22 protein-coding genes and 1 pseudogene are annotated in these 23,949 nt (G+C 74.2%); 18 read left to right on the top strand and 5 right to left on the bottom strand.

Features of this window, described 5'->3' with window-relative positions; all coding sequences use genetic code 11:
• Nucleotides 1-3 precede the first annotated feature (3 nt).
• The 4 genes from alr (at nucleotide 4) to DTL70_RS20620 (ending at nucleotide 3,477) form a co-directional block, all read left to right on the top strand.
• Complete coding sequence (gene alr, locus DTL70_RS20635) at nucleotides 4-1,131, top strand: alanine racemase (RefSeq protein ID WP_114023680.1); 1,128 nt, start codon at nucleotides 4-6, stop codon at nucleotides 1,129-1,131.
• A gap of 89 nt (nucleotides 1,132-1,220) precedes the next feature.
• The gene (locus tag DTL70_RS20630; protein WP_114023456.1) at nucleotides 1,221-2,543 is read left to right on the top strand and encodes an alpha/beta fold hydrolase; all 1,323 of its coding nucleotides are present in this window, start codon (nucleotides 1,221-1,223) and stop codon (nucleotides 2,541-2,543) included.
• Complete coding sequence (gene tsaE / locus DTL70_RS20625) at nucleotides 2,473-3,153, top strand: tRNA (adenosine(37)-N6)-threonylcarbamoyltransferase complex ATPase subunit type 1 TsaE (RefSeq protein ID WP_425470387.1); 681 nt, start codon at nucleotides 2,473-2,475, stop codon at nucleotides 3,151-3,153. Before DTL70_RS20630 ends, tsaE begins: the two co-directional genes overlap by 71 nt.
• A gap of 129 nt (nucleotides 3,154-3,282) precedes the next feature.
• On the top strand, nucleotides 3,283-3,477 hold the full coding sequence (locus DTL70_RS20620; RefSeq protein ID WP_114023455.1) for a hypothetical protein: 195 nt from the start codon (nucleotides 3,283-3,285) through the stop codon (nucleotides 3,475-3,477).
• 87 nt (nucleotides 3,478-3,564) lie between these two features.
• Here DTL70_RS20620 and DTL70_RS20615 read toward each other — a convergent pair whose 3' ends face one another.
• Nucleotides 3,565-4,146 (bottom strand): L,D-transpeptidase, encoded by a 582-nt coding sequence (locus DTL70_RS20615; protein ID WP_181861006.1) that lies wholly within the window; start codon nucleotides 4,144-4,146, stop codon nucleotides 3,565-3,567.
• Between the two features lie 176 nt (nucleotides 4,147-4,322).
• Between DTL70_RS20615 and DTL70_RS20610 the strand changes: the two genes are divergently transcribed.
• From DTL70_RS20610 to DTL70_RS20580, 7 genes are all read left to right on the top strand, one after another.
• Nucleotides 4,323-5,672: an LmeA family phospholipid-binding protein gene (locus DTL70_RS20610; RefSeq protein ID WP_114023677.1), complete on the top strand. Its 1,350-nt coding sequence runs from the start codon at nucleotides 4,323-4,325 to the stop codon at nucleotides 5,670-5,672.
• A 207-nt stretch (nucleotides 5,673-5,879) separates the two neighbouring features.
• A complete protein-coding gene (gene tsaB, locus DTL70_RS20605) occupies nucleotides 5,880-6,545 on the top strand; it encodes a tRNA (adenosine(37)-N6)-threonylcarbamoyltransferase complex dimerization subunit type 1 TsaB (RefSeq protein WP_114023454.1) in 666 nt (221 codons plus the stop codon).
• 53 nt (nucleotides 6,546-6,598) lie between these two features.
• The gene (gene rimI / locus DTL70_RS20600) at nucleotides 6,599-7,180 is read left to right on the top strand and encodes a ribosomal protein S18-alanine N-acetyltransferase (protein WP_114023676.1); all 582 of its coding nucleotides are present in this window, start codon (nucleotides 6,599-6,601) and stop codon (nucleotides 7,178-7,180) included.
• A complete protein-coding gene (gene tsaD, locus DTL70_RS20595) occupies nucleotides 7,173-8,282 on the top strand; it encodes a tRNA (adenosine(37)-N6)-threonylcarbamoyltransferase complex transferase subunit TsaD (RefSeq protein WP_114023453.1) in 1,110 nt (369 codons plus the stop codon). Before rimI ends, tsaD begins: the two co-directional genes overlap by 8 nt.
• Nucleotides 8,282-8,533 (top strand): hypothetical protein, encoded by a 252-nt coding sequence (locus DTL70_RS20590; RefSeq protein WP_114023452.1) that lies wholly within the window; start codon nucleotides 8,282-8,284, stop codon nucleotides 8,531-8,533. Before tsaD ends, DTL70_RS20590 begins: the two co-directional genes overlap by 1 nt.
• Nucleotides 8,534-8,642: 109 nt before the next feature.
• Nucleotides 8,643-10,796: a hypothetical protein gene (locus DTL70_RS20585; RefSeq protein ID WP_114023451.1), complete on the top strand. Its 2,154-nt coding sequence runs from the start codon at nucleotides 8,643-8,645 to the stop codon at nucleotides 10,794-10,796.
• The gene (locus tag DTL70_RS20580; RefSeq protein WP_245979492.1) at nucleotides 10,786-12,189 is read left to right on the top strand and encodes a hypothetical protein; all 1,404 of its coding nucleotides are present in this window, start codon (nucleotides 10,786-10,788) and stop codon (nucleotides 12,187-12,189) included. The genes DTL70_RS20585 and DTL70_RS20580 overlap by 11 nt, the downstream gene beginning before the upstream one ends.
• Before the next feature lie 10 nt (nucleotides 12,190-12,199).
• On the opposite strand, the gene DTL70_RS20575 is transcribed toward DTL70_RS20580, so the two are convergent.
• Nucleotides 12,200-13,402 (bottom strand): class I SAM-dependent methyltransferase, encoded by a 1,203-nt coding sequence (locus tag DTL70_RS20575; RefSeq protein WP_114023450.1) that lies wholly within the window; start codon nucleotides 13,400-13,402, stop codon nucleotides 12,200-12,202.
• A gap of 288 nt (nucleotides 13,403-13,690) precedes the next feature.
• Here DTL70_RS20575 and DTL70_RS20570 point away from each other — a divergent pair, with 288 nt between their 5' ends.
• From DTL70_RS20570 to groL, 3 genes are all read left to right on the top strand, one after another.
• The gene (locus DTL70_RS20570; RefSeq protein WP_114023674.1) at nucleotides 13,691-14,440 is read left to right on the top strand and encodes a nucleotidyltransferase domain-containing protein; all 750 of its coding nucleotides are present in this window, start codon (nucleotides 13,691-13,693) and stop codon (nucleotides 14,438-14,440) included.
• Nucleotides 14,441-14,669: 229 nt separating this feature from the next.
• A complete protein-coding gene (gene groES, locus DTL70_RS20565) occupies nucleotides 14,670-14,978 on the top strand; it encodes a co-chaperone GroES (protein ID WP_114023449.1) in 309 nt (102 codons plus the stop codon).
• Between the two features lie 139 nt (nucleotides 14,979-15,117).
• Entirely contained in the window at nucleotides 15,118-16,743 is a 1,626-nt protein-coding gene (gene groL / locus DTL70_RS20560; RefSeq protein ID WP_114023448.1) for a chaperonin GroEL, read from the top strand.
• 70 nt (nucleotides 16,744-16,813) lie between these two features.
• On the opposite strand, the gene DTL70_RS20555 is transcribed toward groL, so the two are convergent.
• Both DTL70_RS20555 and DTL70_RS20550 read right to left on the bottom strand, forming a co-directional pair.
• Nucleotides 16,814-17,587 carry an SDR family NAD(P)-dependent oxidoreductase gene (locus DTL70_RS20555; protein ID WP_114023447.1) on the bottom strand — a complete coding sequence of 258 codons (774 nt, stop codon included), beginning with the start codon at nucleotides 17,585-17,587 and terminating at the stop codon, nucleotides 16,814-16,816.
• Nucleotides 17,588-17,650: 63 nt separating this feature from the next.
• Nucleotides 17,651-18,319 carry an MOSC domain-containing protein gene (locus DTL70_RS20550; RefSeq protein WP_114023446.1) on the bottom strand — a complete coding sequence of 223 codons (669 nt, stop codon included), beginning with the start codon at nucleotides 18,317-18,319 and terminating at the stop codon, nucleotides 17,651-17,653.
• Between the two features lie 92 nt (nucleotides 18,320-18,411).
• Between DTL70_RS20550 and DTL70_RS20545 the strand changes: the two genes are divergently transcribed.
• A complete protein-coding gene (locus DTL70_RS20545) occupies nucleotides 18,412-19,326 on the top strand; it encodes a LysR family transcriptional regulator (protein WP_114023445.1) in 915 nt (304 codons plus the stop codon).
• 422 nt (nucleotides 19,327-19,748) lie between these two features.
• Here DTL70_RS20545 and DTL70_RS20540 read toward each other — a convergent pair.
• Nucleotides 19,749-20,099: pseudogene (locus DTL70_RS20540) on the bottom strand (WhiB family transcriptional regulator); the annotation flags it as partial.
• A gap of 368 nt (nucleotides 20,100-20,467) precedes the next feature.
• On the opposite strand from DTL70_RS20540, the gene DTL70_RS20535 reads away from it, so the two are divergent.
• The 3 genes from DTL70_RS20535 (at nucleotide 20,468) to guaB (ending at nucleotide 23,884) form a co-directional block, all read left to right on the top strand.
• The gene (locus tag DTL70_RS20535; protein ID WP_003948568.1) at nucleotides 20,468-21,079 is read left to right on the top strand and encodes a response regulator transcription factor; all 612 of its coding nucleotides are present in this window, start codon (nucleotides 20,468-20,470) and stop codon (nucleotides 21,077-21,079) included.
• Nucleotides 21,080-21,471: 392 nt separating this feature from the next.
• The gene (locus DTL70_RS20530; RefSeq protein ID WP_114023444.1) at nucleotides 21,472-22,179 is read left to right on the top strand and encodes a sigma-70 family RNA polymerase sigma factor; all 708 of its coding nucleotides are present in this window, start codon (nucleotides 21,472-21,474) and stop codon (nucleotides 22,177-22,179) included.
• A gap of 199 nt (nucleotides 22,180-22,378) precedes the next feature.
• Entirely contained in the window at nucleotides 22,379-23,884 is a 1,506-nt protein-coding gene (guaB, locus tag DTL70_RS20525; protein ID WP_114023443.1) for an IMP dehydrogenase, read from the top strand.
• Nucleotides 23,885-23,949 lie beyond the last annotated feature (65 nt).

Genomic DNA, 23,949 nt, shown 5'->3' with positions numbered 1-23,949 from the left:
CGGGTGCGGGCACGGGCCGAGATCGACCTGGCGGCCGTGCGGGACAACGTGCGCACGCTGCGCGGGTACGCGCCGCACGCCGAGCTGATGGCGGTCGTCAAAGCGGACGGGTACGGGCACGGCGCCCAGGCCTGCGCGCGGGCCGCGCGCCAGGCGGGAGCCACCTGGATCGGCACCGCCACCCCCCAGGAGGCCTTCGCGCTGCGGGACGCCGGTGACCGTGGCCGCCTCATGTGCTGGCTGTGGACCCCAGGCGGACCCTGGCAGGAGGCCCTCGGACGGGACATCGACGTCTCCGCGAGCGGCACCTGGGCGCTCACCGAGATCGTCGCCGCCGCCCGCGCGAGCGGACGCACGGCCCGCGTGCACCTGAAGGCCGACACCGGACTGGGGCGCGGCGGCTGCCAGCCCGCCGACTGGCCCCAGCTGGTGGCGGCGGCCCGCGCGGCCGAGGCGGAGGGCGCCGTGAAGGTGACGGGCATCTGGTCGCACTTCGCCTGTGCCGACGAACCGGGTCACCCCGCCAACGCCGCGCAGCTCGCCGCCTTCCACACGGCGCTGTCCGTCGCGGAGCGGGCCGGGCTCGATCCTGAGGTGCGCCACCACGCGAACTCGCCGGCGACGCTCACCCTCCCCTCCTCGCACTTCGACCTGGTGCGCCCCGGCGTCTCCGTCTACGGCCTCTCGCCGTCCCCCGAGGTCGGCACCGCCGAGTCCCTCGGTCTGCGTCCGGCCATGACGCTCAGCGCCTCGCTCGCCCTCGTCAAGCGGGTGCCGGGCGGACACGGCGTCAGTTACGGGCACACCTACACCACGCCGGGCGAGACGACGCTGGGCCTCGTCCCGCTCGGTTACGGCGACGGCCTTCCCCGGCACGCCTCCGGCGGCGGACCCGTGCTGGTGGCGGGCGCGTGGCGCACGGTGACCGGGCGCCTCGCCATGGACCAGTTCGTCGTCGACCTGGGCGGTGACACCGCCTCAGCGGGCGACCGCGCCGTCCTCTTCGGCCCCGGCGACCAGGGCGAGCCGACGGCGGAGGACTGGGCGCGCGCGGCGGGCACCATCTCCTACGAGATCGTCACCCGCATCAGTCCCCGTGTGCCGCGGGTATACGCCAACCAGGACGGGTGACCAGCACGTGTGGCCACACCCTGTGAGCAGGGCGGGTCACCGGCGCGGGTGACCGGGACGTACGCGCACGGACGAGGGACGGGGCGGTCATGGGCGAGGACGGCGGGGCGCGGTCGGCGGTGCACGCGGCCGACGTGACGGGGGCCGCGGCCGCGGCCCGGCAGGCCTGGCGCACGGCGGAAGCCGCCGCGTCGGGTGCGCGCACGCACCCCGGCGCGCCGCCCGTGCCGCCGGCGGCCGGGGGCACGGGCCGGCCGCGCGGGGTGGGGCTGGCCGGCGCCGCCCTCGGAATCGCGGCCGCCGGTGTCGCCCTCGAACGCCTCACCGTGCACCGCGCCGTCCGCCGCAGGGCACGGCTCGCGCTCGACGCCGCCGCCCCCTACGGCTCGCTGCGCGGCACCCCGGGCAGCGTCAGCGCCGAGGACGGCACGGAGCTGTACTACGAGACGGACGAGGCGGATGCTTCTCCCCAGGACCCGCCGCCCGGGCCCTCGCCGGACCCGCCGCCGGTGACCGTGGTCTTCTCGCACGGCTACTGCCTGGGCCAGGACGTGTGGCACTTCCAGCGGGCCGCGCTGCGCGGGAAGGTGCGGTGCGTCTACTGGGACCAGCGCAGTCACGGGCGTTCGGCGCGCGCGCCGGTGGGGGAGCCGGTCTCCATCGACCTGCTGGGGCGCGACCTGAAGGCCGTCCTCGACGCCGCCGCACCGGAGGGGCCCTTGGTGCTGGTCGGGCACTCGATGGGCGGGATGACGCTGATGGCGCTCGCCGAGCAGTACCCGCGCTTCGTCGCCGAGCGCGTCGCGGGCGTCGCGCTTTTGGGCACCAGCGCCGGCGGCCTCGCCGAGGTGACCTACGGGCTCCCCGCGGCCGGGGCGCGCGTGGTCCGGCGGGTGGTGCCCGGGGTGCTGCGGGCGCTGGCTGCGCGTTCCGAGCTGGTGGAGCGGGGGCGCCGGGCGAGCGCGGACGTGTTCGCCGGGCTCGTGAAGCGGTACTCGTTCGGCAGCCCCCGTCAGGTCGATGCGGGCGTGGCCAGGTTCGCGGAGCGGCTGATCGAGTCGGTGCCGGTGGACGTGGTCGCGGACTTCTACCCCGCCTTCGCCGAGCACGAGAAGACGGCGGCGCTGGCGGCCTTCGGCACGGCGTCGGGGCCGCAGGCGCTGGTGATGGCGGGGGACCGCGATCTGATGACCCCGAGCGAGCACAGCGAACGCATCGCGGCGGCTCTGCCGCGCGCCGCGTTCGTGCTCCTGGAGGCGACGGGGCACCTGCTCATGCTGGAGCGCCCCGAGGAGGTCGACGGCCACCTGGCCCGGTTGCTGGCGCGTACCATCCGGACGCATGGAAGCACCGCACCACCAGCATCCCGCCCCGGCCCCGCAGACCCCGCACGGCGACGTCCGGGCCTCTGAGACCCCCGCGCACGGCGGTACGCGGCAGGAGGTCGCCGTCACCGTGCCGACCGCGGAGGGCATGCGCGCCCTCGGCGTACGTCTCGCGGGGCTGCTGCGCGCCGGCGACCTCGTCATGCTCACGGGTGAACTCGGTGCGGGCAAGACGACGTTGACCCGCGGGCTGGGCGAGGGCCTGGGGGTGCGCGGCGCCGTGACGTCGCCCACGTTCGTCATCGCCCGCGTCCACCCGTCGCTGGCGGACGGTCCTCCCCTCGTCCACGTCGACGCCTACCGGCTCGGTGGCGGGCTGGAGGAGATGGAGGACCTGGACCTCGACGTCTCGCTGCCCGAGTCGGTGGTCGTCGTCGAGTGGGGCGAGGGCAAGGTCGAGGAGTTGACCGAGGACCGGCTGCAGGTCCTGATCTCCCGCACGATCGGAGCGGAGGCCGGGGCTGCCGGGGCCGCCGGAGCCGCCGGAGCCGCCGGAGCCGCCGGAGCCGCCGGAGCCGCCGGAGCCGCCGGAGACAAGGCTTCCGCCGCCGGGGACGGGGCCGAGGACGTGCGGATCGTCACGCTCGTCGGGGTGGGGGAGCGCTGGGCCGGGGAGAACCTGGCGTCCTCGGTCTGAGCGGACCGCCCTGTCCCGACAGGGTGTCGGCAAGATGTTGCGTCGTCGGTACGGGGCATGGTCCCATGGGAGGTGAGAGCACGGTTAGGTATGCCTAAGTGCCACCGTGCTGATGCCCCTGGAGGAGCCATGACCGCACAGAATCCCGGGCACCAGCCGGAGCGGGACGACGCGGTGCCCGCCGAAGCGACCGCGCCGGTGCCCGGCACTCCGCCCATGAGCGAGCTGCTCGCGTCCTGCGCCGCCGCGGCCGCCGTCTCCAGCCCCCCGCCGCAGGCCGCTTCCGACGGCGAAGCCGAGGCGGTCGCCCCGCCCCGGGGCTGACCCCGGGCCCGGAGCCCGCCGGCACGTCGGCTCGGGTCAGCTCACCACGATGGTCAGCTCACCACGATGGTCAGCTCACCACGATGGTCAGCTCACCACGACGACGCGGGTGCCGATGGGCGCGTGCAGCCACAGCGCCTCGCCGTCCGCGCGCTTCTCGCGGATGCCGCCCGTCTTGCGCGAGGTGTCCGGGTCGGGAGTGGAACCGTCGAGCGCGGCGCTGAAACCGATGGTGACGCCTCCGACACTGGCGAACCTGACGACGTTCTCCACGGGCACCCCGTCGGAGCCCTTCACATGCGAGGAGCGCGAGGTCACCTCGTAGGTGCCAGGCTGCGGGCTGACCGAGCTGGGCGCCACCTCGAAGGTGCGGGCGGCCTTGCCGTCCTTGCCGACCAGCCACACCCGCTGCCGTTCCAGCGCGTAGACGACGCGCAGACCCTCGCCGGAGCGGGGCGGCAGCGCCGTCTCCTTCTGGGAGGGGGCGTGGCCCTTCGCGTCGCCGCCGTCGTCACCGGGGGACGGCTTGGCCGTCTTCGCGGCGGACGGCCTCTCGGCGCGGTCCTGGGCGGCCGAGGCCTGGTAGGCGAAGAACCCGATCACGGCCAGGGCCGCTACGGTCAGCCCGGCCACGACCACTCCCGCGCTGCCGCCGCTGCTGCGTGCCACCGTGTGCCGCCACCTCTCCTGTCGGCTCCCTGGGGAGCCGTCCGCCGTCTCCGGTCGACGGTAGCAGCAGGCGCGGCACGCCCCGCTGGTCGCGCGGCTGGTGACCGGGAGGGCGGCCACGAGGTGGCCCGGGAGGGAACTTTGAGTAACGGCCGCGCCTGTGTTCGCATGTGCCGATGACCCCCCACGGTTCATCGGCGAACTCCACAACCCCCATACCGAAAATCCCCGATCCGCTCGGGGACCCCGCGGCCGCCGCACGCCCGGCCAACCCGTACGAGGAACTCGCCGCCCTCGCGGACGACCCGCACCCCGGCGCCCCCGACCCGTCCCACGACGGCGCCTACGGCCGCCCCCACGACGCGCCGTACGGCCGCGCGGAAGAGGAGGGGCTGCGCGGGCTCGGCTTCGGTGTGCGCTCTTACTACGACGAGCCCGCCGAGCCCGCCTACGAGGACCGGATGCCGCACCTGCGCGCGGTGCGGCGGCGGCGCCGCTCCCGGCTGACGCGGACCGTGAAGACCGCCATCGCCTGCGGCACGCTGCTGGCCTTCCTGGCGGTCGGCGACCGCTGGGCGGCGCTCTACGCCGAGGGCAAGGCGGCGGAGAAGGTGCAGGACTCGCTGCACCTGCACGCGAGGCCTGAGGTCCACATCAACGGCTTCCCCTTCCTCACCCAGGTGGCGCGCGGCCGCCTCGACCACGTCGAAGCCGCCATCCCCGACGTTCCCGCGGGACGGGTCTCCGTCGCCCAGGTCAGCGGCGACGTGCGGGACGTGAAGATCGTCGGCGACGCCCCGTCGTCCGTCCGCGGCGCGGTCCTGGGCCGGATGAAGGGCGACGTGCTGCTCGACTTCGACGACCTCGACCGCGAACTGGGCACCTCGCAGGTGGCGTTCACGGCGGGCGGCGCGCACACCGTGCGGGCCGCGGGCGAGCTGCCCGTCGCCAAAACCGTGGTCAAGGTCCGCGCCCGCGCCCAGCTCCAGCGCACCGGCGACCACGGGGTGGGCACCACCGTGGACGAGATGCGGCTGGTCGTCCCCGGCCTGTTCAGCTTCACGCCGGGCACCGGCGAGGACGCGGGCCTGCGGCTGTCCCGTCCGCTGGCCGAACGCATCCAGCACGACGCCGCCAAGGCGCGTGCCCTGTTCGGGGTGCGCTCGATCGCGCAGCGGTTCGGGCTCACCCCCGAGCGGGCCGAGCGGGTACGGCACAGCGAGCGCGAGCTGCACCGGGTGACGGGGGCGCCCAAGTTCGTGGACAAGGTGATGCGGCTCAACATGCTCGACGTCGTCGTCGCGCACCCCCAGCTGCTGAGGAAGGTCGGTATCGATCCGGCGCTGGTGGAGGCGCTCAAGAAGATCGAGGAACCGAAGCTCGCGGACAAGCTGGCGCTGCACCTCACCCTGCCCGACCTGCCGGGGGACGTGCGGCTGCGCGGTGTCTCCGTCGTCAAGGAGGGCATCCGCGCCGAGCTGACGGGTTCGGACATTCCCTTCGGCAAGACGGCCGCCGGGCGGTAGCCGGCGGCCTGGGACCGGCTCTGAGGCCTGTCCCGGAAACCTTGTTCCTGTTCTGTTCGGGAAGGGGGTGCCACTGTTCGCGGAGTGCGGTCCGCGGGCGCGAGGTGGCTCGCCCCGCCGCTCCCCGCGCCCCTTCGGGGCGCCCGGAACGGGTGAGAGAGGGGGAACAGGTCGGGGGGTGGGGTGCGGGCGCCGTAGGCTGGTCGGGTGTTGATGCTCGCGCTGGATACCGCCACACCCGCCGTGACCGTCGCCCTCCACGACGCCGACGGCGACCGCACGCTCGCCGCCGCCCACCAGGTCGACGCCCGCCGCCACGGCGAACTGCTGCTGCCCTGCGTCGAGCGGGTGCTTGAGGAGGCGGGGCGGAAGCTGGCCGAGGTCACCGACCTCGTCGTCGGCGTGGGGCCCGGGCCCTACACCGGGCTGCGGGTCGGTCTGGTGACGGCCGAGGCGTTCGCGGCCGCGCTCGGCCAGCGGGTGCACGGCGTGTGCACGCTGGACGGTCTCGCGTACGCCTCGGGGCTGGACGAACCCTTCGTCGTCGCCACGGACGCGCGGCGCAAGGAGGTCTACTGGGCGCGGTACGACGACGCCCGCACCAGGGTCGGCGGACCGGCCGTGGACCGCCCCGCCGCCATCGAGGAGCAGGTCGCCGAGGTGCCGTCCGTCGGCGCGGGCGCCGTGCTCTACGACTCCGTCTTCCGCGGCGTGCGCCGCGACCTGCCCACCGAGCAGTCGGCCGCGGCGCTGGCCAGGCTCGCCGCCGAGCGGCTGGCCGGCGGCGCGGAGCTGCTGCCGCCGCGCCCGCTGTACCTGCGGCGCCCCGACGCGCAGGTGCCCGCGGGCTACAAGGTGGTCACCCCGCGGTGAGCCGCGCGCAGACGGCCAGGGGCGGTGCGGTCACCGGTATCGCCCTGCGCGAGATGCGGTGGTGGGACATCGACCCCGTGCTGGAGCTGGAGCGCGAGCTCTTTCCCGAGGACGCCTGGTCGGCGGGGATGTTCTGGGCGGAGCTGGCCTCCGCGCGCGGCCCGGACGCCACCCGGCGGTATCTGGTCGCCGAGGCGCCGGACGGCTCCCTGGTGGGTTACGGCGGCCTGGCCGCCGTGGCGGGCACCGGCGACATCCAGACCATCGGCATCCTCGCGGCCCACCGGGGCACGGGACTCGGGTCCCGGCTGCTGCGCGCCCTGCTGCGGGCCGCCACCGACTTCGAGTGCGGTGAGGTGCTGCTGGAGGTGCGCGTCGACAACGCGCCCGCGCAGCGCCTCTACGAGCGGTTCGGCTTCGCCCCCCTCGGTATCCGGCGCGGCTACTACCAGCCGGCGAACGTCGACGCGCTGGTGATGCGGCTCGCGGACCCGGAGTCGTACGCAGCCGCGGCGGACGCCCCCGCGCCGGACGCCGGCCGGGGCGCTCCGGACGACGCGCCCCCGAACCCGTCCCCGCCCTCGTCTCCCCACTCGCCTCCGACCACGCACCAAGGAACGAACACCCATGGCTGACGAACCGCTCGTCCTCGGCATCGAGACCTCCTGCGACGAGACAGGCGTCGGAATCGTGCGCGGCCACACGCTGCTGGCCGACGCGGTCGCCTCCAGCGTGGACACCCACGCGCGCTTCGGCGGCGTCGTCCCGGAGATCGCCAGCCGGGCGCACCTGGAGGCGATGGTCCCGACCATCCAGCGTGCGCTCGACCAGGCCGGCATCGCGGCGAGCGACCTCGACGGCGTCGCCGTCACCGCGGGCCCGGGCCTCGCGGGCGCCCTGCTGGTCGGGGTGTCGGCGGCCAAGGCGTACGCGTACGCGCTGGGCAAGCCCCTCTACGGCGTCAACCACCTGGCCTCCCACATCTGCGTCGACCAGCTCGAACACGGGGCCCTGCCGGAGCCCACGATGGCTCTGCTGGTGAGCGGCGGCCACTCCTCGCTGCTGCTGGCGCCCGACATCACCGCCGACGTGCGGCCGCTGGGCTCCACCATCGACGACGCGGCGGGCGAGGCCTTCGACAAGGTCGCCCGCGTGCTGAACCTGGGCTTCCCCGGGGGGCCCGTCATCGACAAGTACGCCAAGGAGGGCGACCCCGACGCCATCGCCTTCCCGCGCGGCCTCACCGGGCCGCGCGACGCGCCCTACGACTTCTCCTTCTCCGGGCTCAAGACCGCCGTGGCGCGCTGGATCGAGGCACGGCGCAACGCCGGTGAGGAGGTGCCCGTCGCCGACGTCTCCGCCTCCTTCCAGGAAGCGGTCACCGACGTGCTGACCCGCAAGGCCCTCCGCGCCTGCCGTGACGAGGGCGTCGACCACCTGATGATCGGCGGCGGCGTCGCCGCCAACTCGCGGCTGCGCGCCATGGCCGAGGAGCGCTGTGCCGCCGCCGGTATCACGCTGCGCGTGCCCCGCCCCAAGCTGTGCACCGACAACGGCGCCATGGTCGCCGCGCTCGGGGCGGAGATGGTCGCCCGCAACCGCGCCGCCTCCGCCTGGGACCTGCCCGCCGACTCCTCCCTCCCGGTGACCGAGCCGCACGTCCCCGCCCCGTCCCCGCACCACGCGCACGACCACGACCACGTGCACGAGACGAGCAGGAAGAACCTCTACGCCTGATGCCGACGGTAGCCCTCATGTGGGAGGCCAGGGCCGCGCACGGCCACGCCCCCGCCCTGTTGGAGTGGGCACGCTCCGCCGCGTTGGCACCGGCGCCCTCGCGCCGTGAGCACTACACGGCGCCGGGCGACCGCGTCCTCGTCATCACCTGGTGGGAAGGCCCCTACGACGCCGACGTCCCCGAATTCCCCGACCCGCCCGGCGACCTCCTCGCCCGCCCCGTGCACCGGTGGAGGTTCGCGCAGGTGTGAACCGGGGCCCGAGTGCGCCGGCAGCGGCGCGGCGCGCCAGTATGGAGCCCGCCGACGGGAGCCGGACGGCGCCGGGAGGCACCGGAAGACAGCGGGGAGCGGGGAGCGCATGCGGGGGCGGTGGGCCGCGCGAGCGGGCGCGGTGGTGTGGTGCGCACTCGTGGGGCTCGCGGGCGCGGGCGGTGCCCACGCGGCCGAGCGGCACGAGACGCCCGCCGCCTACCTGGCCGAGCAGCTGAAGAAGTCCCCCGTCTTCCTCTCCGATCAGATGCCGCGCACCACGCCGCGCTCGGCCAGGCCCGCCTTCGTGAAGGAGGCGAAGCGCACCGGGGTGCCGACGTACGTGGCGGTGGTGCCGGCGTCGGCGAGGTTCGGGGACGAGGGCCTGCTGGAGGCGGTGCACGACCGGGTGGGCCGGCGGGGGCTGTACGTGCTGCTCAGCGGAGACGGCGGCAGCCCCCGGGCCGCCGCCTTCGGTGTGGACGTGCAGGCCCGCGAGGCGGCCATGGCCACCACGTTCGAACTGCCCTACGACGCGGGGGCGCTGGACGCCTTCCGCCATTTCGTCGACGTCATACGCTCCGGCGACGCCGCCGCGCGCGCCGACAGCGGCGCTTCGCAGAGCCGGGCGGGCGAGGAGCCCGACTCCCGCTACACCAGCCTCTCGGACCGGGACAACCAGAGCTTCCTGACCGGCCTCCTGCTGGTCGGCGTGCCGGTGGTCTGGGTGAGCGCCGGCTGGTACGTACGCCGGTGGTGCCACGGAAAGGGCGCGAGACCGCCGGTGGTGGGGGCGGTGCTCCCCGCGGTGGTGAGCGCCGTCGTCATCGGCGTCGGGGCGCCGCTCCTGTGGGACGACACCCGCACGGACAGCGATCCGCTGCCCACCGCCGCCGACATGGCGGCCAGGACCGACAGAGTCGCCGAAGCGCTGCGCGACGACCCCGTCTACGTCGACCCCTTCGCGAGCGGGCTGCTGACCCGTGGGCAGCGCGCCGAACTGGAGGCGCACGCGCAGCGTCTCGAGCGCCGGGGCGTGCCCGTGCGCGTGGTGGTCGTCCCGCTCAGTCCCGAGGACGAGTCGGCGGGCGACGGCGAGGCGTTCGCGCGCCGCATCCACCAGCGGCTGGGCACGGCGGGCGACGGCGTGTACGTCGTCGCGCCCCCGTCCGAGACGGGCGGTCTCGACCTCGTCAACTACGGCGCGAAGGTCGCGAGCAGGCAGCTCCACGACAGCACGGAGAAGCTGCGTTACGGGGAGGAGACCTCGGCGGGGGACGGGCTGTACGGGCGGCTGGACGCGGCACTGCGCGCCGTCGGCCGCGCCCCCTCCGGCTCGTCCGAAGGCCCCTACCTTCAGCCGCCTGCCGCCCCCGACCCCGTCGAGGAGGACGCGCTGCCCGCCCTCTACTCGGGTGACTTCACCGCTGGTGCCGCGCTGGGCGCTGTCGCGGGCCCGCTGGCCCTCGGGCTGACCGCGGGCGGTCTGGGCCTCGCGCGCCGCACCGGGCTCGGCTGGGCGGCGCCCGTCACCGGCGGCCGGGGAGCGGGGCGCACCGGCACGGCGAACCGCTCGGGCCCCGGCGGCCCCCGCACGCGCGCGCCCGGCGACGGGCCGCCGCCGGGTGGGGTGCCGCACGCCCCGGCCCGGCCGTCGACGGGCTGGCTGCGGCGCACCGCCCGGCGGGAACTCGACGCGCTCAGCGCCGGGTTCGAGCGGCTGTCCGACCAGCTGGACGACCGGGTCCGCACCCGTGCCTGGGGGTGTCTGGACGCGGCGACGCTCCTCCTCGACCAGGAGGGCGACAGCCGGGTCGACGCCGACGCCGACGCGCCCACCCTCGCCGCCGGGCTGGCCCTGGTGCGGGCGGGGCACGCCGCCGTGCGCGACCGCGACCTGCCCTTCCCCGCCGAGCTGCGGCTCTGCCTCCTCAATCCGCTGCACGGTCCGGCGTCCGCCACCCGGAGGCTGGAGCTGCCGGGAGAGGGTTCGGCGCGGGCCCGCCCGGTGTGCTCCGCCTGCGCTGCCGCGCTCGCCGCGCGCGACTCCGCCTCCGAGGTGCAGTCCGCCGTCCACGTCGTCCAGACCGTCGGGGCGCGGCTGCTGTGCCTGCGCGCCTCCGGTTCCGGGCGCCTGGCGGCACGCGAGCCGTACCACCGCGTGCCGGGTCCGCTCGGGGCCCGGCACGGCACGGGGCGGGGCGCGAGCCTGACCGCCGACCAGATCGTCCGCCGCGTACGGGAGCAGCTGGGTGTCCACTGAAACGTTCACGGAAGCGTCCTCGGGCTTCTCCGCCGGGACGGGCCGCGCCCGGGGCGGGCCCGGCCGTCTCTTCCGCCTCCCGCGCGCCGCCGTGCCGGGTGGCCGGGGCGCCGCCGTTGCCGCCGCCGTCGCGGCGGCGCTGCTGCTGGTGTGGGGGGCCGTCGCACCGGCCCGGGCCGCCGGGAGCCCCGGCGAGCGGATAGCCGAAGCGCTGCGCACCTCGCCTGTCTACGTCGACCCCGCCTACGAACAGGCGTTCACCGCCGGGGAGCAGCACAAGCTGGAGCGGCGGATCGAGGCGTCGGGACTGCCGGTGCGGGTCATCGTCGTGCCCTTCGTCACCGGCGACGCCTGGGACGCGGACCCGCGCAAGATGATCGACGTCGTCCGCGACCGGCTGGGGGAGAGCCCGCGCAAGGAAGCCGTCTACATGACCCTCAGCGGCACCGACGGGTTCCTGGAGGGGCGCGAGTACCCGCGCGAGGGAACCCACCAGGCGAACTGGGGCGTGGCCGCCGTCGGGCACCAGGAGGACATGGACGGCAAGAGCCTCTACGCGAAGTTCTCCCGGGCGCTGGAGATCGTCGAGGCGGGCAACGGCGACGAGGTGTACGAGAAGGCCACGGCGGACCTGTCCGAAGGACCGGCCGCCGACGGGGCCGGGGGCGGTACCTCCTGGCTGCTGCCGACGCTGCTGACGGCGGGCGCCCTGGCCGTGCTGGCCGCCGCGGTCCTGGTCGTGCGCGCCGTGCGCCGCGGCGGCGCCGCCCGTGGCGCCTTCACCTCCCCGCGCTCCGTCTTCGCCAGCGCGCGCAAGGCCGGCGTGGGCGACCTGCGGCGGCGGGCACAGCGCGAACTGCTCGCCTACAACGGGGAACTCCTCGCCCGCGACCTCGGCGAGGAGGGGGCCGACAGCGCGCTGCTCCAACTCGCCCTCGACGCCTACGACGCCGCCGGCGCCGTCCTGGACGCCGCGCGCGACACACCCGACCTCGCGGGCGTCCTCGCGCTCGTCCACGAGGGGCGCGGCGCGCTGCGCAGGTCTGCGCCCGAGCGGGGAAGGGGCCGCAAGAGCCGCAAGACCGGCGGCGGCGCCGCACTGCCGCTGTGCTTCTTCCACCCGCTGCACGGCCCCGCCACGGGCCGCATCCGCTGGCGTCCGCTGGGGCGCAGGGAAGCGCTGCACGTCGCCGCCTGCGGCACCTGCGCGGCGGCCGTGGCCGCCCACCGCACCCCCGAGGTGCTGACCCAGACCCACGAGGGCCGCACCGTCCCCTACTTCGAGGTGCCGGCCGAGGAGAGCCTGTGGGCCGGGACGGGATACGGCTCCCTCGGCGAGACCACCCTGACCGCACGGGTGCGGCGCGGCGACTTCTCCCGTACCCGGGACTGAGGCGTCGCGGTCAGCGCGGCTCGCGCGGCAGCGGATGCCCCAGCAGCATGCTCGGGGCGCCCGCGACGCGGGTGAGGAAGACGGTGCACGATCCTGTCGCCGCCTTCGGGTCGAGCTTCAGCTTCCTGCGCAGCTCCTCGGGCTCGACGGCCGAGCCGCGCTTCTTCACGGTGACCGTGCCGACGCCGCGCTCGCGCAGCAGCGCTCGCAGCTTCTTGACGTGGAACGGCAGCACGTCGGTGATCTCGTAACCGGTCGCGTACGGGATCGCTCGCGGCGGGGCGTCCGTCGTCACGTAGGCGATCGTCGGATCGATCAACCGCCCCTCCAGCAGCGCCGCCACGTCGGCGACCAGGTGGGCGCGGACGACGGCGCCGTCCGGCTCGTAGAGGTAGCGGCCAACAGGACCCGCGGGGGGATCGGGCAGGCCCCGGCCTGCCAGGGTCTCCCCCGAGGGCAGCAGCGTGGCCAGGGGCGCGGCGGCGGCGCCGCTGCCGGGGGTGAACCACAAGACGGCCTCCTTGACGTCGCCCGAGTGGGAGACCCACTCGGCCTGCGCCTGCGCCGGTACTGCCTCGTGCGGAATGCCGGGCGCCACCTTGAGCGCGGCCAGCGGCGCGGCGAGGGCCGCCTCCACGGCCCAGCTCAGGGGCGGGGAGTAGGCCTCGGGGTCGAAGATCCGGCCGCGCCCTGACCGGCGGGCCGGGTCGGCGAAGAGCGCGTCGTAACCCGCCGTCGAGACGTCCGCGACGTCGGCGCAGCGCACCTCGACGCGGTCGGCCAGGCCCAGCACGTGCGCGTTGGCCCGGGCGACGGCGCAGGTCAGCGGATCGCGGTCGACGGCCAGCACCTCGATGCCCGCCCGGGCGAGGGCCAGCGCGTCCGCGCCGACGCCGCAGCACAGGTCGGCGGCGCTGCCGGCGCCGAGCGCGGCGAAACGGCGGGCCCGGTGGTCGGCCACCGAGGTGCGCGTGGCCTGTTCCAGGCCGTCCGCGGTGAAGTACAGGGCCGCCGCCTCGGCGGCGCCGAACTTGGCCACGGCGCGGGTGCGCAGGCGGCTCTGCGTCAGCGCAGCCGCCACCAGCGCGGGAGCGTACCGCTGCCGCAGCCGCGTGGCGAGGGCCAACTCCTCCGCGGGCGTGACCCCGCGCACCTCCCGCAGCAGCGACTGGCCCGCGGGGGAGAGCAACTCGGCGAACACCTCGACATCCACCCCGCCATTCTCCCGTGCCGCCGGGGCCCGGACGGGAAGGGGTGCGCTGTACGGTCGTGACCGTGAAGTGAGGACCCGATGAGCGCCGCCGCCGCGCGGCGCCCGTGCGCGCAGCGCCGTGTGAGCCCCCTCCGGGCCCCGGCGCCGGTTTCGCGCGCCCGTATCGCCCTCCTCCACTTCGACGATCGGAACCCCATGCACCCCACGCACCCCATGCCCGAGGAACCGCTGAACGGCACCTCGATGTCCGAGGCCCGCAGGCCCGACACCCCGATGTCCGACGCGGCGATGTCCGACGCGGCGTTTCTCGACCACGTCGCCGACCGGCTGGCCGCGCTGCCCGCCGTGCACGCCGTCACCCTGGGCGGATCCCGCGCACAGGGCGCCCACCACCCGGGCAGCGACTGGGACTTCGCCGTCTACTACCGGGGCGCCTTCGACCCCGCCGCCCTGCGCGCCGTCGGCTGGGAAGGCCAGGTCTGTGAGCTCGGCGAGTGGGGAGGGGGCGTCTTCAACGGCGGGGCGTGGCTGACCGTCGAGGGGCGGCACGTCGACGTCCACTACCGGGACCTGGACGTGGTCGAGCACCAGACCGCCGAGGCGCGCGCCGGGCGGTTCCACTGGGAGCCGCTGATGTTCCACCTCGCCGGCATCCCCAGCTATCTGGTGGTCGCCGAACTCGCCACGGGCCAGGTGCTCCGCGGCGACCTGCCGCGCCCCACCTACCCGGAAGCGCTGCGGGCCGCGGCGCCGCCGGTGTGGCGGGACAAGGCGGCGCTCACCCTCCGGTACGCGCTGGGCGCCCACGTGCCCCGCGGCCAGGCCACCGAGGTCGCGGGCGCGCTCGCCACGGCCGCCGCGCAGACCGCCCACGCGGTGCTCGCCGCCCGCGGCGAGTGGATCACCAACGAGAAGCTGCTGCTCACGCGGGCGGGCCTGCGGGAGGTGGACACGCTCCTGGCCGCGCTCGGGTCCGATCCGACGACGCTCAGGCGCGCCGTGAACGAGGCGGCAGCCCTCTTTCGGGGCGTTTCCTGAGCCGTTCGCAGCCTCGCCGGACAGGCCTCGTTCGGGGGCCCGCGCGGCGAGCGCCTAGCACTCGGCTTGACCGAGTGCTAGCGGAGCAATAATCTCAACCTTGGCACTCTCCCCGTGGGAGTGCCAGTAGTACGCGACGGGCAGATCCGGCACCCGCGACGGCGGATCCACCTGGTCGCCACCCCAGACACAAGACCCCATTGAGATCTCCGAAGGGGGAGGTCGGATCGTGACGACCGCCAGCTCCAAGGTTGCCATCAAGCCGCTCGAGGACCGCATCGTGGTCCAGCCGCTCGACGCCGAGGAGACCACGGCCTCTGGCCTGGTCATCCCGGACACCGCCAAGGAGAAGCCGCAGGAGGGCACCGTCCTGGCCGTCGGCCCGGGCCGCTTCGAGGACGGCAACCGGCTCCCGCTCGACGTCAAGGTCGGCGACATCGTGCTGTACAGCAAGTACGGCGGCACCGAGGTGAAGTACAGCGGCGAGGACTACCTCGTTCTCTCGGCCCGCGACGTGCTCGCGATCGTCGAGAAGTAAGACAGCCGCAGCTGCCGCGGTGCACGCGGCAGCTCGCAGCAAACCGCGCCCTGGTGCCCGCTCCCGAGAGGTAGCAGGGTCCAGGGCGCGGTTCGTGCGAGACGTGTCTCGAAACGTGTGAGAGGACACAACAGCTTCCATGGCGAAGATCCTGAAGTTCGACGAGGACGCCCGTCGCGCCCTTGAGCGCGGTGTCAACAACCTCGCCGACACCGTGAAGGTGACGATCGGCCCCAAGGGCCGCAACGTCGTCATCGACAAGAAGTTCGGCGCCCCCACCATCACCAACGACGGTGTCACCATCGCCCGCGAGGTCGAGGTCGAGGACCCGTACGAGAACCTGGGCGCCCAGCTCCTCAAGGAGGTGGCGACCAAGACCAACGACATCGCGGGTGACGGCACCACCACCGCCACGGTGCTGGCCCAGGCCCTGGTCCGCGAAGGCCTGCGCAACGTCGCCGCCGGCGCCTCCCCGGCCGCCCTGAAGAAGGGCATCGACGCGGCCGTCTCCGCCGTCTCCGACGAGCTGGTGAAGACCGCGCGTCCGATCGACTCCAAGGAGGACATCGCCTCCGTCGCCGCGCTGTCGGCGCAGGACAAGCAGGTCGGCGAGCTGATCGCCGAGGCGATGGACAAGGTCGGCAAGGACGGTGTCATCACCGTCGAGGAGTCCCAGACCTTCGGTCTCGAACTGGACTTCACCGAGGGCATGGCCTTCGACAAGGGCTACCTCTCGCCCTACTTCGTCACCGACCAGGAGCGTATGGAGGCCGTCCTCGACGACCCGTACATCCTGATCCACCAGGGCAAGATCAGCTCCATCCAGGACATGCTGCCGCTGCTGGAGAAGGTCATGCAGGCCGGCGGCTCCAAGCCGCTGCTGATCATCGCCGAGGACGTGGAGGGCGAGGCCCTGTCCACCCTCGTCGTCAACAAGATCCGCGGCACCTTCAACGCCGTCGCCGTCAAGGCTCCCGGCTTCGGTGACCGCCGCAAGGCCATGCTCGGCGACATGGCGACGCTGACCGGCGCCACCGTCATCGCCGAGGAGGTCGGCCTCAAGCTCGACCAGGCCGGTCTCGACGTGCTCGGCACCGCCCGCCGCGTGACCGTCACCAAGGACGACACCACCCTCGTCGACGGTGCGGGCAAGAGCGAGGACGTGGCCGGCCGCGTTGCCCAGATCAAGGGCGAGATCGAGGCCACCGACTCCGACTGGGACCGCGAGAAGCTCCAGGAGCGCCTCGCCAAGCTCGCCGGCGGCGTCTGCGTCATCCGCGTCGGCGCGGCCACCGAGGTCGAGCTCAAGGAGAAGAAGCACCGCCTGGAGGACGCGATCTCCGCGACCCGCGCGGCCGTCGAGGAGGGCATCGTCTCCGGCGGTGGCTCCGCGCTCGTCCACGCCGTCAAGGTCCTGGAGGGCAACCTCGGCAAGAGCGACGACGAGGCCACCGGTGTCGCCACCGTGCGCCGCGCCGCCGTCGAGCCGCTGCGCTGGATCGCCGAGAACGCGGGCCTCGAGGGCTACGTCATCACCTCCAAGGTCGCCGAGCTGGAGGCCGGTCAGGGCTTCAACGCCGCCACCGGTGAGTACGGCGACCTGGTGAAGGCCGGCGTCATCGACCCGGTGAAGGTGACGCGCTCCGCGCTGGAGAACGCCGCCTCCATCGCCTCGCTGCTGCTGACGACCGAGACCCTGGTCGTCGAGAAGCCGGCGGAGGAGGAAGAGGCCGCCGCGGGCCACGGCCACGGCCACGCCCACTGAGGCGACCCGCCTCTTCGGCGAGGGCGCACCCCCTGCGGGGTGCGCCCTCGCTGTGCGTACGCCCGGCAGATCACTTCGGGCCGTACTTGCGGCCCGTGGAGGACGAGGCGCGGGCCAGCAGCGCGCGGGGAACGAGGCGCGAGGCGCCCAGCAGCGTCTTGTACCGGGGGTCGGGGACGCACAGCGAACGCCCCCTGGCGAGGTCACGCAGGGCGGTGTCGACCACCTTGTCGGCGTCGAGCCACATCCACCCGGGAATGTCCTCGGTGCCCATCTCGGCCCGCTCGTGGAACTCGGTGCGGACGAATCCCGGGCACAGCGCGAGCAGCCGTACGCCCTGCCCCGCCAGGTCCTTGGCGGCACCCTGGGTGAACTGGGTGACCCACGCCTTGGAGGCGCCGTACGTCCCGCGGGGGAAGAACGCGGCGACGGAGGCGACGTTGATGACGCCGCCCCTGCCCCGCTCGCGCATCGACGCGGTGGCGGCGCTGGTCAGCCGCAGCACCGCCTCGCAGTGCACCTTGAGCATCGCCAACTCGTCGGCGAGCCCCACCTCCAGATAGCGGCCCTTGTTGCCGAAGCCGGCGTTGTTGACCAGCAGGTCGACCGGGTGCGCGGTGTCGCGCAGCCGCTCCTCGACGGCCGCGATACCGTCGTCGGTCGCCAGGTCGGCGGTGATGACGTCCGCCTCCACGCCGTGCCGGTCGTGCAGCTCGGTCGCCTCGCGCCACAGGCGCTCGGTGTCGCGCGCGGCGAGCACGAGGTGGTAGCCGCGGGAGGCGAGGCGGCGCGCGAAGGCGGCGCCGATCCCCGCGGTGGCTCCCGTAATCAGTGCAGTCGTCATACGGCAACGCTATCGGCCCGGCCGCCGGGGTCCGGGCCGAGGCGCCCACGCCCTGACCTGGAGTCAGGCCCGGATGCGCCGCAGCGCCTTGTCCCGCGCCTCGTGGTCCAGCGGCTCACCCGCCGCCAGGATGCGGGGCAGCAGTTCCGGTTCGCCCGTCAGGGACCGGAAGAGGAAACTGACCGTGACCTCGTGGTCGGGGCGGTGCACGACGGTGACCGCGTCCCCCGCCCGCAGGCGGCCCGGGTCGAGCACCCGCAGGTAGGCGCCGGGGCGCCGGCGCGCGGTGAAGCGGTGCAGCCACCGCTCCTCGGCCATCCACCCCGCGAAGGTGCGGCAGGGGATCCGCATGGAGCACACCTCCAGCAGCGGCCCCGCACCGGGGACGCCGATCTGCCAGCGCTCGCCGATGAGCGCCGCGTCGACGTCGATGCCCTCGGTGGTGAGGTTCTCACCGAAGAAGCCGTTGGGCAGGGTGCGGCCCAACTCGCGCTCCCAGTGGTCGAGTTCTTCCCGGGCGTAGGCGTAGACGGCCTGCTCGTCGCCGCCGTGGTGCCGCTTGTTGCCGATGGTGTCCCCGGCCAGCGCGCTGCCGCCGGTGCCGCGGGGCCCCGGAGCGGAGACGGCGACCGGATCGCTGGTGGGCTGCTTGTCGATGCCGGTCCGGTTGTCCGCGGCGTCGCTGTACTCGGACCGGTGGGGTTTGGCCAGGTTCACGGAGAGCAGCTGCATGGCCCGAGGCTAGCCGCGCCCGCCTCAAGCCGCGAACGCGTTTCCCAGCCGACTCCCCAAGGTGTCCTTATGGATGGACGTATGCTCGAAGCATGATCGAGGCACGACATCTGCGGGTGCTGCGCACGGTCGCCACCACCGGGTCCTTCTCCGCCGCCGCGCGCGAGCTGGGCTGCACCCAGCCCGCCGTCAGCCAGCAGATGAAGGCCCTGGAGGCCGCCGCGGGGACCCCGCTGCTGGTCCGGGCCGGACGCGAGATGCGGCTCACCGAGGCGGGCGAGGCGCTGGTGCGGCACGCGGCGGGAATCCTGGCGGGGCTGACCGCCGCGGAGGAGGAGGTCGCGGCGCTGGCCGGGCTGCGCGCAGGACGGGTACGCCTGGTCTCCTTCCCCAGCGGCAGCTCGACCCTGGTGCCGACGGCCGTCGCGGCCATGCGCGCCGACCACCCGGGAACCCGGGTCTCCCTGGTGGAGGCGGAGCCGCCGCGCTCGGTGGACATGCTGCGTGCCGGGGACTGCGAGATCGCGCTGGCCTTCCGCTACGACGCGACCCCGTGGGGGTACCACACGGGCGGAGGCTGGGGGAGGGACGAACTGGTGGCACGGCCCCTACTCACGGACCGGCTGGTCGGTCTGGTGCCGGAGGAACACCCGTTCGCCGACGCCGACGAGGTCGACATCGGCACACTCGCCGAGGAACCGTGGATCGCGGGCTGCCCCCGCTGCCGCCGGCACCTCGTCGAGGTGTGCGAGGCGGCGGGCTTCACCCCGCGCATCGACTTCGCCACCGACGATTACCCGGCGGTGGTCGGCCTGGTCGGTGCCGGACTCGGAGTCGCCGTCCTCCCCGAACTGGCCGTGGAGTCCGTACGCCCCAAGGGCACCCGCGCGGTACGGGTCACCCCGGCGGTACAGCGCGAGGTGGTGGCCCTCACCCTGCCCGACCTCGCCCAGGTACCGGCCGTCGCCGCCATGCTGGACCGACTGGAGACAGCAGCCCGCCGCTGAGCCACTGCCGGGCGCGCCCCGCGCCCGGCCGACTCCGGCCGCCGTCGGGAGACGGCGGCTCGCCCCGGCCCCGGGCCGCCGTCTCCCGCGGGCGGGATGTCCGCGGGCACCCATGGCCGCCAGCCGTGCCTGCTGCTGCCGACCGGCCGGGCCGGGGCCGCAGGCCGCTATCGTTCGCCGACCGGTTCGGTCCGTCCGTACCGGTCGGCGGCGTCGAATCGTTCGCGCTGCTCGAAGCGCTCCATTTCGTCGAACGGCTCGTCCCCGTCGAGGGGCTCGGCGTCGTCGAACCGTTCGGCGGCGTCCATGGCCGCGGCGTCGTCGAAGCGCTCGTCCGCGTCGGGCGCCGGGTCGGGCTCGTCGCGTCGTTCGCTTCCGCCGGTCCGTCCGGGGGCACCGAACGGGTTGGCCGGCTCGGGGGTGGGGGCGGGGGCCGCGCCGCCCGGTCCGGGGGTGGTCTCGGCGCGCCGGTCGTGGGGCGCCGCCACCAGGCGGCTGCGCGCCCGGCCCAGCAGTTCCTCGCGCTCGTCCTCGGTGAGTCCGCCCCACACGCCGTAGGGCTCGCGTACCTGGAGGGCGTGCGCCGCGCACTCCGCGCGCACGGGGCAGCGCATGCACACCTCCTTGGCGGACGCCTCCCGCGCACTGCGGGCCGCGCCGCGCTCCCCCTCGGGGTGGAAGAACAGCGAGCTGTCCACCCCCCGGCAGGCGGCGAGTAGCTGCCAGTCCCACAGATCCGCGTTGGGTCCAGGAAGGCGGGAGAAGTCTGCCATCGCGTCTCTCCTGAGTGCTGCTGGAGGTGATCTGTCACTCGTGCGTAAATATGACTCTTTCGCGAATCTAGCGACCGATCCCGCAAAACGGAAGAAATGCAGCTAAATAGGGCATCGCAGGAAAGAAGGGGCGAGCGCCGTTTCAATGAGGGGATGTTGCTGCTCTGTGTACGGTTGCTCACGTAGAGTGCTGAGAGCGGTACCGGGAAGCCGTAACTCTTTCGGGTGACCGTCGTTGAGAGAGCGAAAGCGATTGACTCGGAACCGGCCGGGGGCACACGTGTCCGAGGCCGTCAATCGCGAGGTGACGATTCTTCCCAAGCAGCCTGGAGGCTCAAGGTGATGCGCATCAGCAGCGGAGGGCGGTCATGACATCCGTCCTCGTATGCGACGACTCCCCGCTCGCCCGAGAGGCCCTGCGCCGCGCGGTCGCGACCGTGCCCGGCGTCGAGCGTGTGACGACGGCGGCCAACGGCGAGGAAGTACTCCGCCGCTGGGGCGCCGACCGGTCCGACCTGATCCTGATGGACGTCCGGATGCCCGGCCTGGGCGGAGTGGAGACCGTGCGCCGGCTGCTCTCCGCGGACCCCGGCGCCCGCATCATCATGCTGACGGTCGCCGAGGACCTCGACGGCGTGGCGCTGGCCGTCGCCGCGGGCGCGCGCGGCTACCTGCACAAGGACGCCTCCCGCGCCGAGCTGCGCGCGACCGTCACCCAGGCCCTCGCCGACCCCACCTGGCGGCTCGCCCCCCGGCGGCTGCGCTCGGCCGAGATGGGCGCGGCTCCCACTCTCACCGCGCGGGAGATCCAGGTGCTGGAGGGCATGAGCCACGGCCGTTCGAACGCGGAGATCGGGCGGGAGCTGTTCCTTTCGGAGGACACCGTCAAGACCCACGCCAGGCGGCTCTTCAAGAAGCTCGGCGCCTCCGACCGCGCGCACGCGGTGGCCCTCGGCTTCCGCTGGGGCCTCGTCCGCTAGCGCACCGCTTCCCCTCGGCGTGCGGCCGGGAGGTGCCCAGGCGGCGGGTAGCACGTCCCCGCCCCCGTGGACGCCCCTGGCCGACTGCCGGTCAGCTCTCGGCGGGCGGCTCCGGGCCCGGCGCCCGGACGTACGCGCCGACCGGCCCGGCGGCTCCGTCCCGGCGCTGTCCCGGCTCCGTGCCGGGGCGACGATCCCCATGGGCGCTGCCGCGGCATCCTGAAAATCTCGCGCGTGTCGCATGCTTGTTGTATGGAGTTCCTCGGGGACCGTTCGGTCAGGCGTGAGGGGAGGGCATGGACATGAGGGCCAGTGCGCCTGCTCATAACGCTTCGGCTCACATCCACGGACGCGGTGCGGCGAACGGCGCCGCGTCGGTGCACCATGGACCGATGCGCGACGACGAGAACGGGCCGCCGCCCGGGCCCGTAAACGGCCAGGGGCCGGTCGTCGCGAGCGCGGAAACCGCCACCGGGGCCGGCGCGGCCGCGGGTGCCGAGAGCGGTGCGGACGCCGCGGGCGCCGCGGAGGCGGCCAGGGTCGCGAAGGTCAGCCGGCTCGTCCAGCGCGCCGTCGAGGGGGACCGCCAGGCCACCCACGACCTGCTCGCCCACGTGCATCCGCTCGCCGTGCGGTACTGCCGCACCCGGCTGACGCGGCTGCCCGGTGACGCGCGTCACTTCGTCGACGACCTCGCGCAGGAGGTCTGCATCGCGGTGCTCTGCGCGCTGCCGCGCTACCGGGACACCGGAAAACCCTTCGAGGCGTTCGTCGTCGCCATCGCCCAGCACAAGGTCGCCGACCTCCAGCGCGCGGCCATGCGCGGTCCCGGCTCCACGGCGGTGCCGTCGGACGAGATGCCCGAGCGCCCCGACGACTCCCTCGGTCCCGAGGAGCGGGCGCTGCTGAGCAGCGACGCCGAGTGGGCCAAGAAGCTCCTCGCCAATCTGCCCGAACACCAGCGCGAGCTGGTGCTGCTGCGGGTCGCCGTCGGGCTGACGGCCGAGGAGACCGGACAGATGCTGGGCATGTCACCCGGAGCCGTACGCGTCGCCCAGCACAGGGCGCTCAGCAGGCTGCGGGCGCTGGCCGAGCAGTAGGGGCCTGCGGTCCGCGGGACACGACCTGCGGTCCGCGGGATTACGCCTCGCGGTTCGGCGGGGGTGCCGACCGTGCCGTCGCGCCGGGGTTTTCCACAGGCGGTCCGGTCACCCTCACCGGGCCGATAGCATGGAGATCCGGCCGGGGCAAGCAGTGGTTCCCCGCGCAAGCGGGGGTGGACCGCATGGGAAAGGTGTCATGACTGAAAACGTCGACGGAGTGCCCGCCAAATTCGCCACTCTGGGCCTGACATACGACGACGTCCTGCTGCTGCCGGGCGAGTCGGACATGGCCCCCCAGGACATCGACACCGCGTCGTACGTCTCGCGGAACGTGCGGGTCAACGTGCCGCTGCTGTCCGCCGCCATGGACAAGGTCACCGAGGCCCGCATGGCCATCGCGATGGCCCGCCAGGGCGGCGTGGGCGTCCTGCACCGCAACCTGTCGATCGAGGGCCAGGCCAACCAGGTCGACCAGGTCAAGAGGTCCGAGTCCGGCATGGTCGCCGACCCCATCACCATCCGGCCCGACGCGACGCTGGAAGAGGCGGACGCGCTGTGCGGGCGGTTCCGGATCAGCGGCGTCCCGGTCACCGACGGCGCGGGCAAGCTGCTGGGCATCGTCACCAACCGCGACATGGCCTTCGAACTGGACCGCAGCCGCCAGGTGCGCGACGTGATGACGCCGATGCCGCTGGTCACCGGGCAGGTCGGCATCTCCCGCGAGGACGCGATGGAGCTGCTGCGCCGCCACAAGATCGAGAAGCTGCCGCTGGTGGACGGCGCGGGCACCCTCAAGGGCCTCATCACCGTCAAGGACTTCGTCAAGGCCGAGCAGTACCCCAACGCCGCCAAGGACGGCGAGGGCCGCCTCGTCGTCGGTGCCGCCGTCGGCGTGGCCGGTGACGCGTACGACCGCGCGCAGGCCCTCATCGAGGCGGGCGTCGACTTCGTCGTCGTCGACACCGCGCACGGCCACTCCCGGCTGGTCGGCGACATGGTCGCCAAGATCAAGTCCAACCATCCGGGCATCGATGTCGTCGGCGGCAACATCGCCACCCGCGACGGCGCCAAGTCGCTCATCGACGCGGGCGTGGACGGCGTCAAGGTCGGCGTGGGCCCCGGCTCCATCTGCACCACCCGCGTCGTCGCCGGTATCGGCGTCCCGCAGGTCACCGCCATCCACGAGGCGTCGCTCGCCGCCCACGAGGCCGGCGTCCCCGTCATCGGCGACGGCGGCCTGCAGTACAGCGGCGACATCGCCAAGGCCATCGTCGCCGGCGCCGACACCGTCATGCTCGGCAGCCTCCTGGCGGGCTGCGAGGAGTCCCCCGGCGAGCTGCTGTTCATCAACGGGAAACAGTTCAAGTCCTACCGCGGCATGGGCTCCCTCGGCGCGATGCAGACCCGCGGCGACAGCAAGTCCTACTCCAAGGACCGCTACTTCCAAGAGGGCGTCAGCGGGGACGACAAGCTGATCCCCGAGGGCGTCGAGGGACAGGTCGCCTACCGCGGCCCGCTCTCCGCCGTCGTCCACCAGCTCACCGGCGGCCTCAAGCAGTCGATGTTCTACGTCGGCGGCCGCACCGTGCCCGAGATGAAGGCCCGCGGCCGCTTCGTCCGCATCACCGCCGCGGGCCTCAAGGAGAGCCACCCCCACGACATCCAGATGACGACCGAGGCCCCGAACTACTCGCGGCGCTGACGCGTTGGACCGAGGGGGGTGCCGGGCCGTACCCCGCCGCGGGCGGCGGGGATACTGGGGCGCGG

Origin of the sequence: Streptomyces diacarni, assembly GCF_003323715.1 — a bacterium.
GTDB lineage: Bacteria > Actinomycetota > Actinomycetes > Streptomycetales > Streptomycetaceae > Streptomyces > Streptomyces diacarni.
This window is presented reverse-complemented; position numbering and strand designations above follow the sequence as displayed.

Bases quoted from the DNA above. Each gene is read 5' to 3' on its own strand.
- DTL70_RS20630 (WP_114023456.1), top strand. From the start codon at position 1,221: ATGGGCGAGGACGGCGGGGCGCGGTCGGCGGTGCACGCGGCCGACGTG.
- tsaE (WP_425470387.1), top strand. From the start codon at position 2,473: ATGGAAGCACCGCACCACCAGCATCCCGCCCCGGCCCCGCAGACCCCG.
- DTL70_RS20620 (WP_114023455.1), top strand. From the start codon at position 3,283: ATGACCGCACAGAATCCCGGGCACCAGCCGGAGCGGGACGACGCGGTG.
- DTL70_RS20610 (WP_114023677.1), top strand. From the start codon at position 4,323: ATGACCCCCCACGGTTCATCGGCGAACTCCACAACCCCCATACCGAAA.
- rimI (WP_114023676.1), top strand. From the start codon at position 6,599: ATGCGGTGGTGGGACATCGACCCCGTGCTGGAGCTGGAGCGCGAGCTC.
- tsaD (WP_114023453.1), top strand. From the start codon at position 7,173: ATGGCTGACGAACCGCTCGTCCTCGGCATCGAGACCTCCTGCGACGAG.
- DTL70_RS20590 (WP_114023452.1), top strand. From the start codon at position 8,282: ATGCCGACGGTAGCCCTCATGTGGGAGGCCAGGGCCGCGCACGGCCAC.
- DTL70_RS20585 (WP_114023451.1), top strand. From the start codon at position 8,643: ATGCGGGGGCGGTGGGCCGCGCGAGCGGGCGCGGTGGTGTGGTGCGCA.
- DTL70_RS20570 (WP_114023674.1), top strand. From the start codon at position 13,691: ATGTCCGACGCGGCGTTTCTCGACCACGTCGCCGACCGGCTGGCCGCG.
- groL (WP_114023448.1), top strand. From the start codon at position 15,118: ATGGCGAAGATCCTGAAGTTCGACGAGGACGCCCGTCGCGCCCTTGAG.
- DTL70_RS20555 (WP_114023447.1), bottom strand. From the start codon at position 17,587: ATGACGACTGCACTGATTACGGGAGCCACCGCGGGGATCGGCGCCGCC.
- DTL70_RS20550 (WP_114023446.1), bottom strand. From the start codon at position 18,319: ATGCAGCTGCTCTCCGTGAACCTGGCCAAACCCCACCGGTCCGAGTAC.
- DTL70_RS20545 (WP_114023445.1), top strand. From the start codon at position 18,412: ATGATCGAGGCACGACATCTGCGGGTGCTGCGCACGGTCGCCACCACC.
- DTL70_RS20535 (WP_003948568.1), top strand. From the start codon at position 20,468: ATGACATCCGTCCTCGTATGCGACGACTCCCCGCTCGCCCGAGAGGCC.
- DTL70_RS20530 (WP_114023444.1), top strand. From the start codon at position 21,472: ATGCGCGACGACGAGAACGGGCCGCCGCCCGGGCCCGTAAACGGCCAG.
- guaB (WP_114023443.1), top strand. From the start codon at position 22,379: ATGACTGAAAACGTCGACGGAGTGCCCGCCAAATTCGCCACTCTGGGC.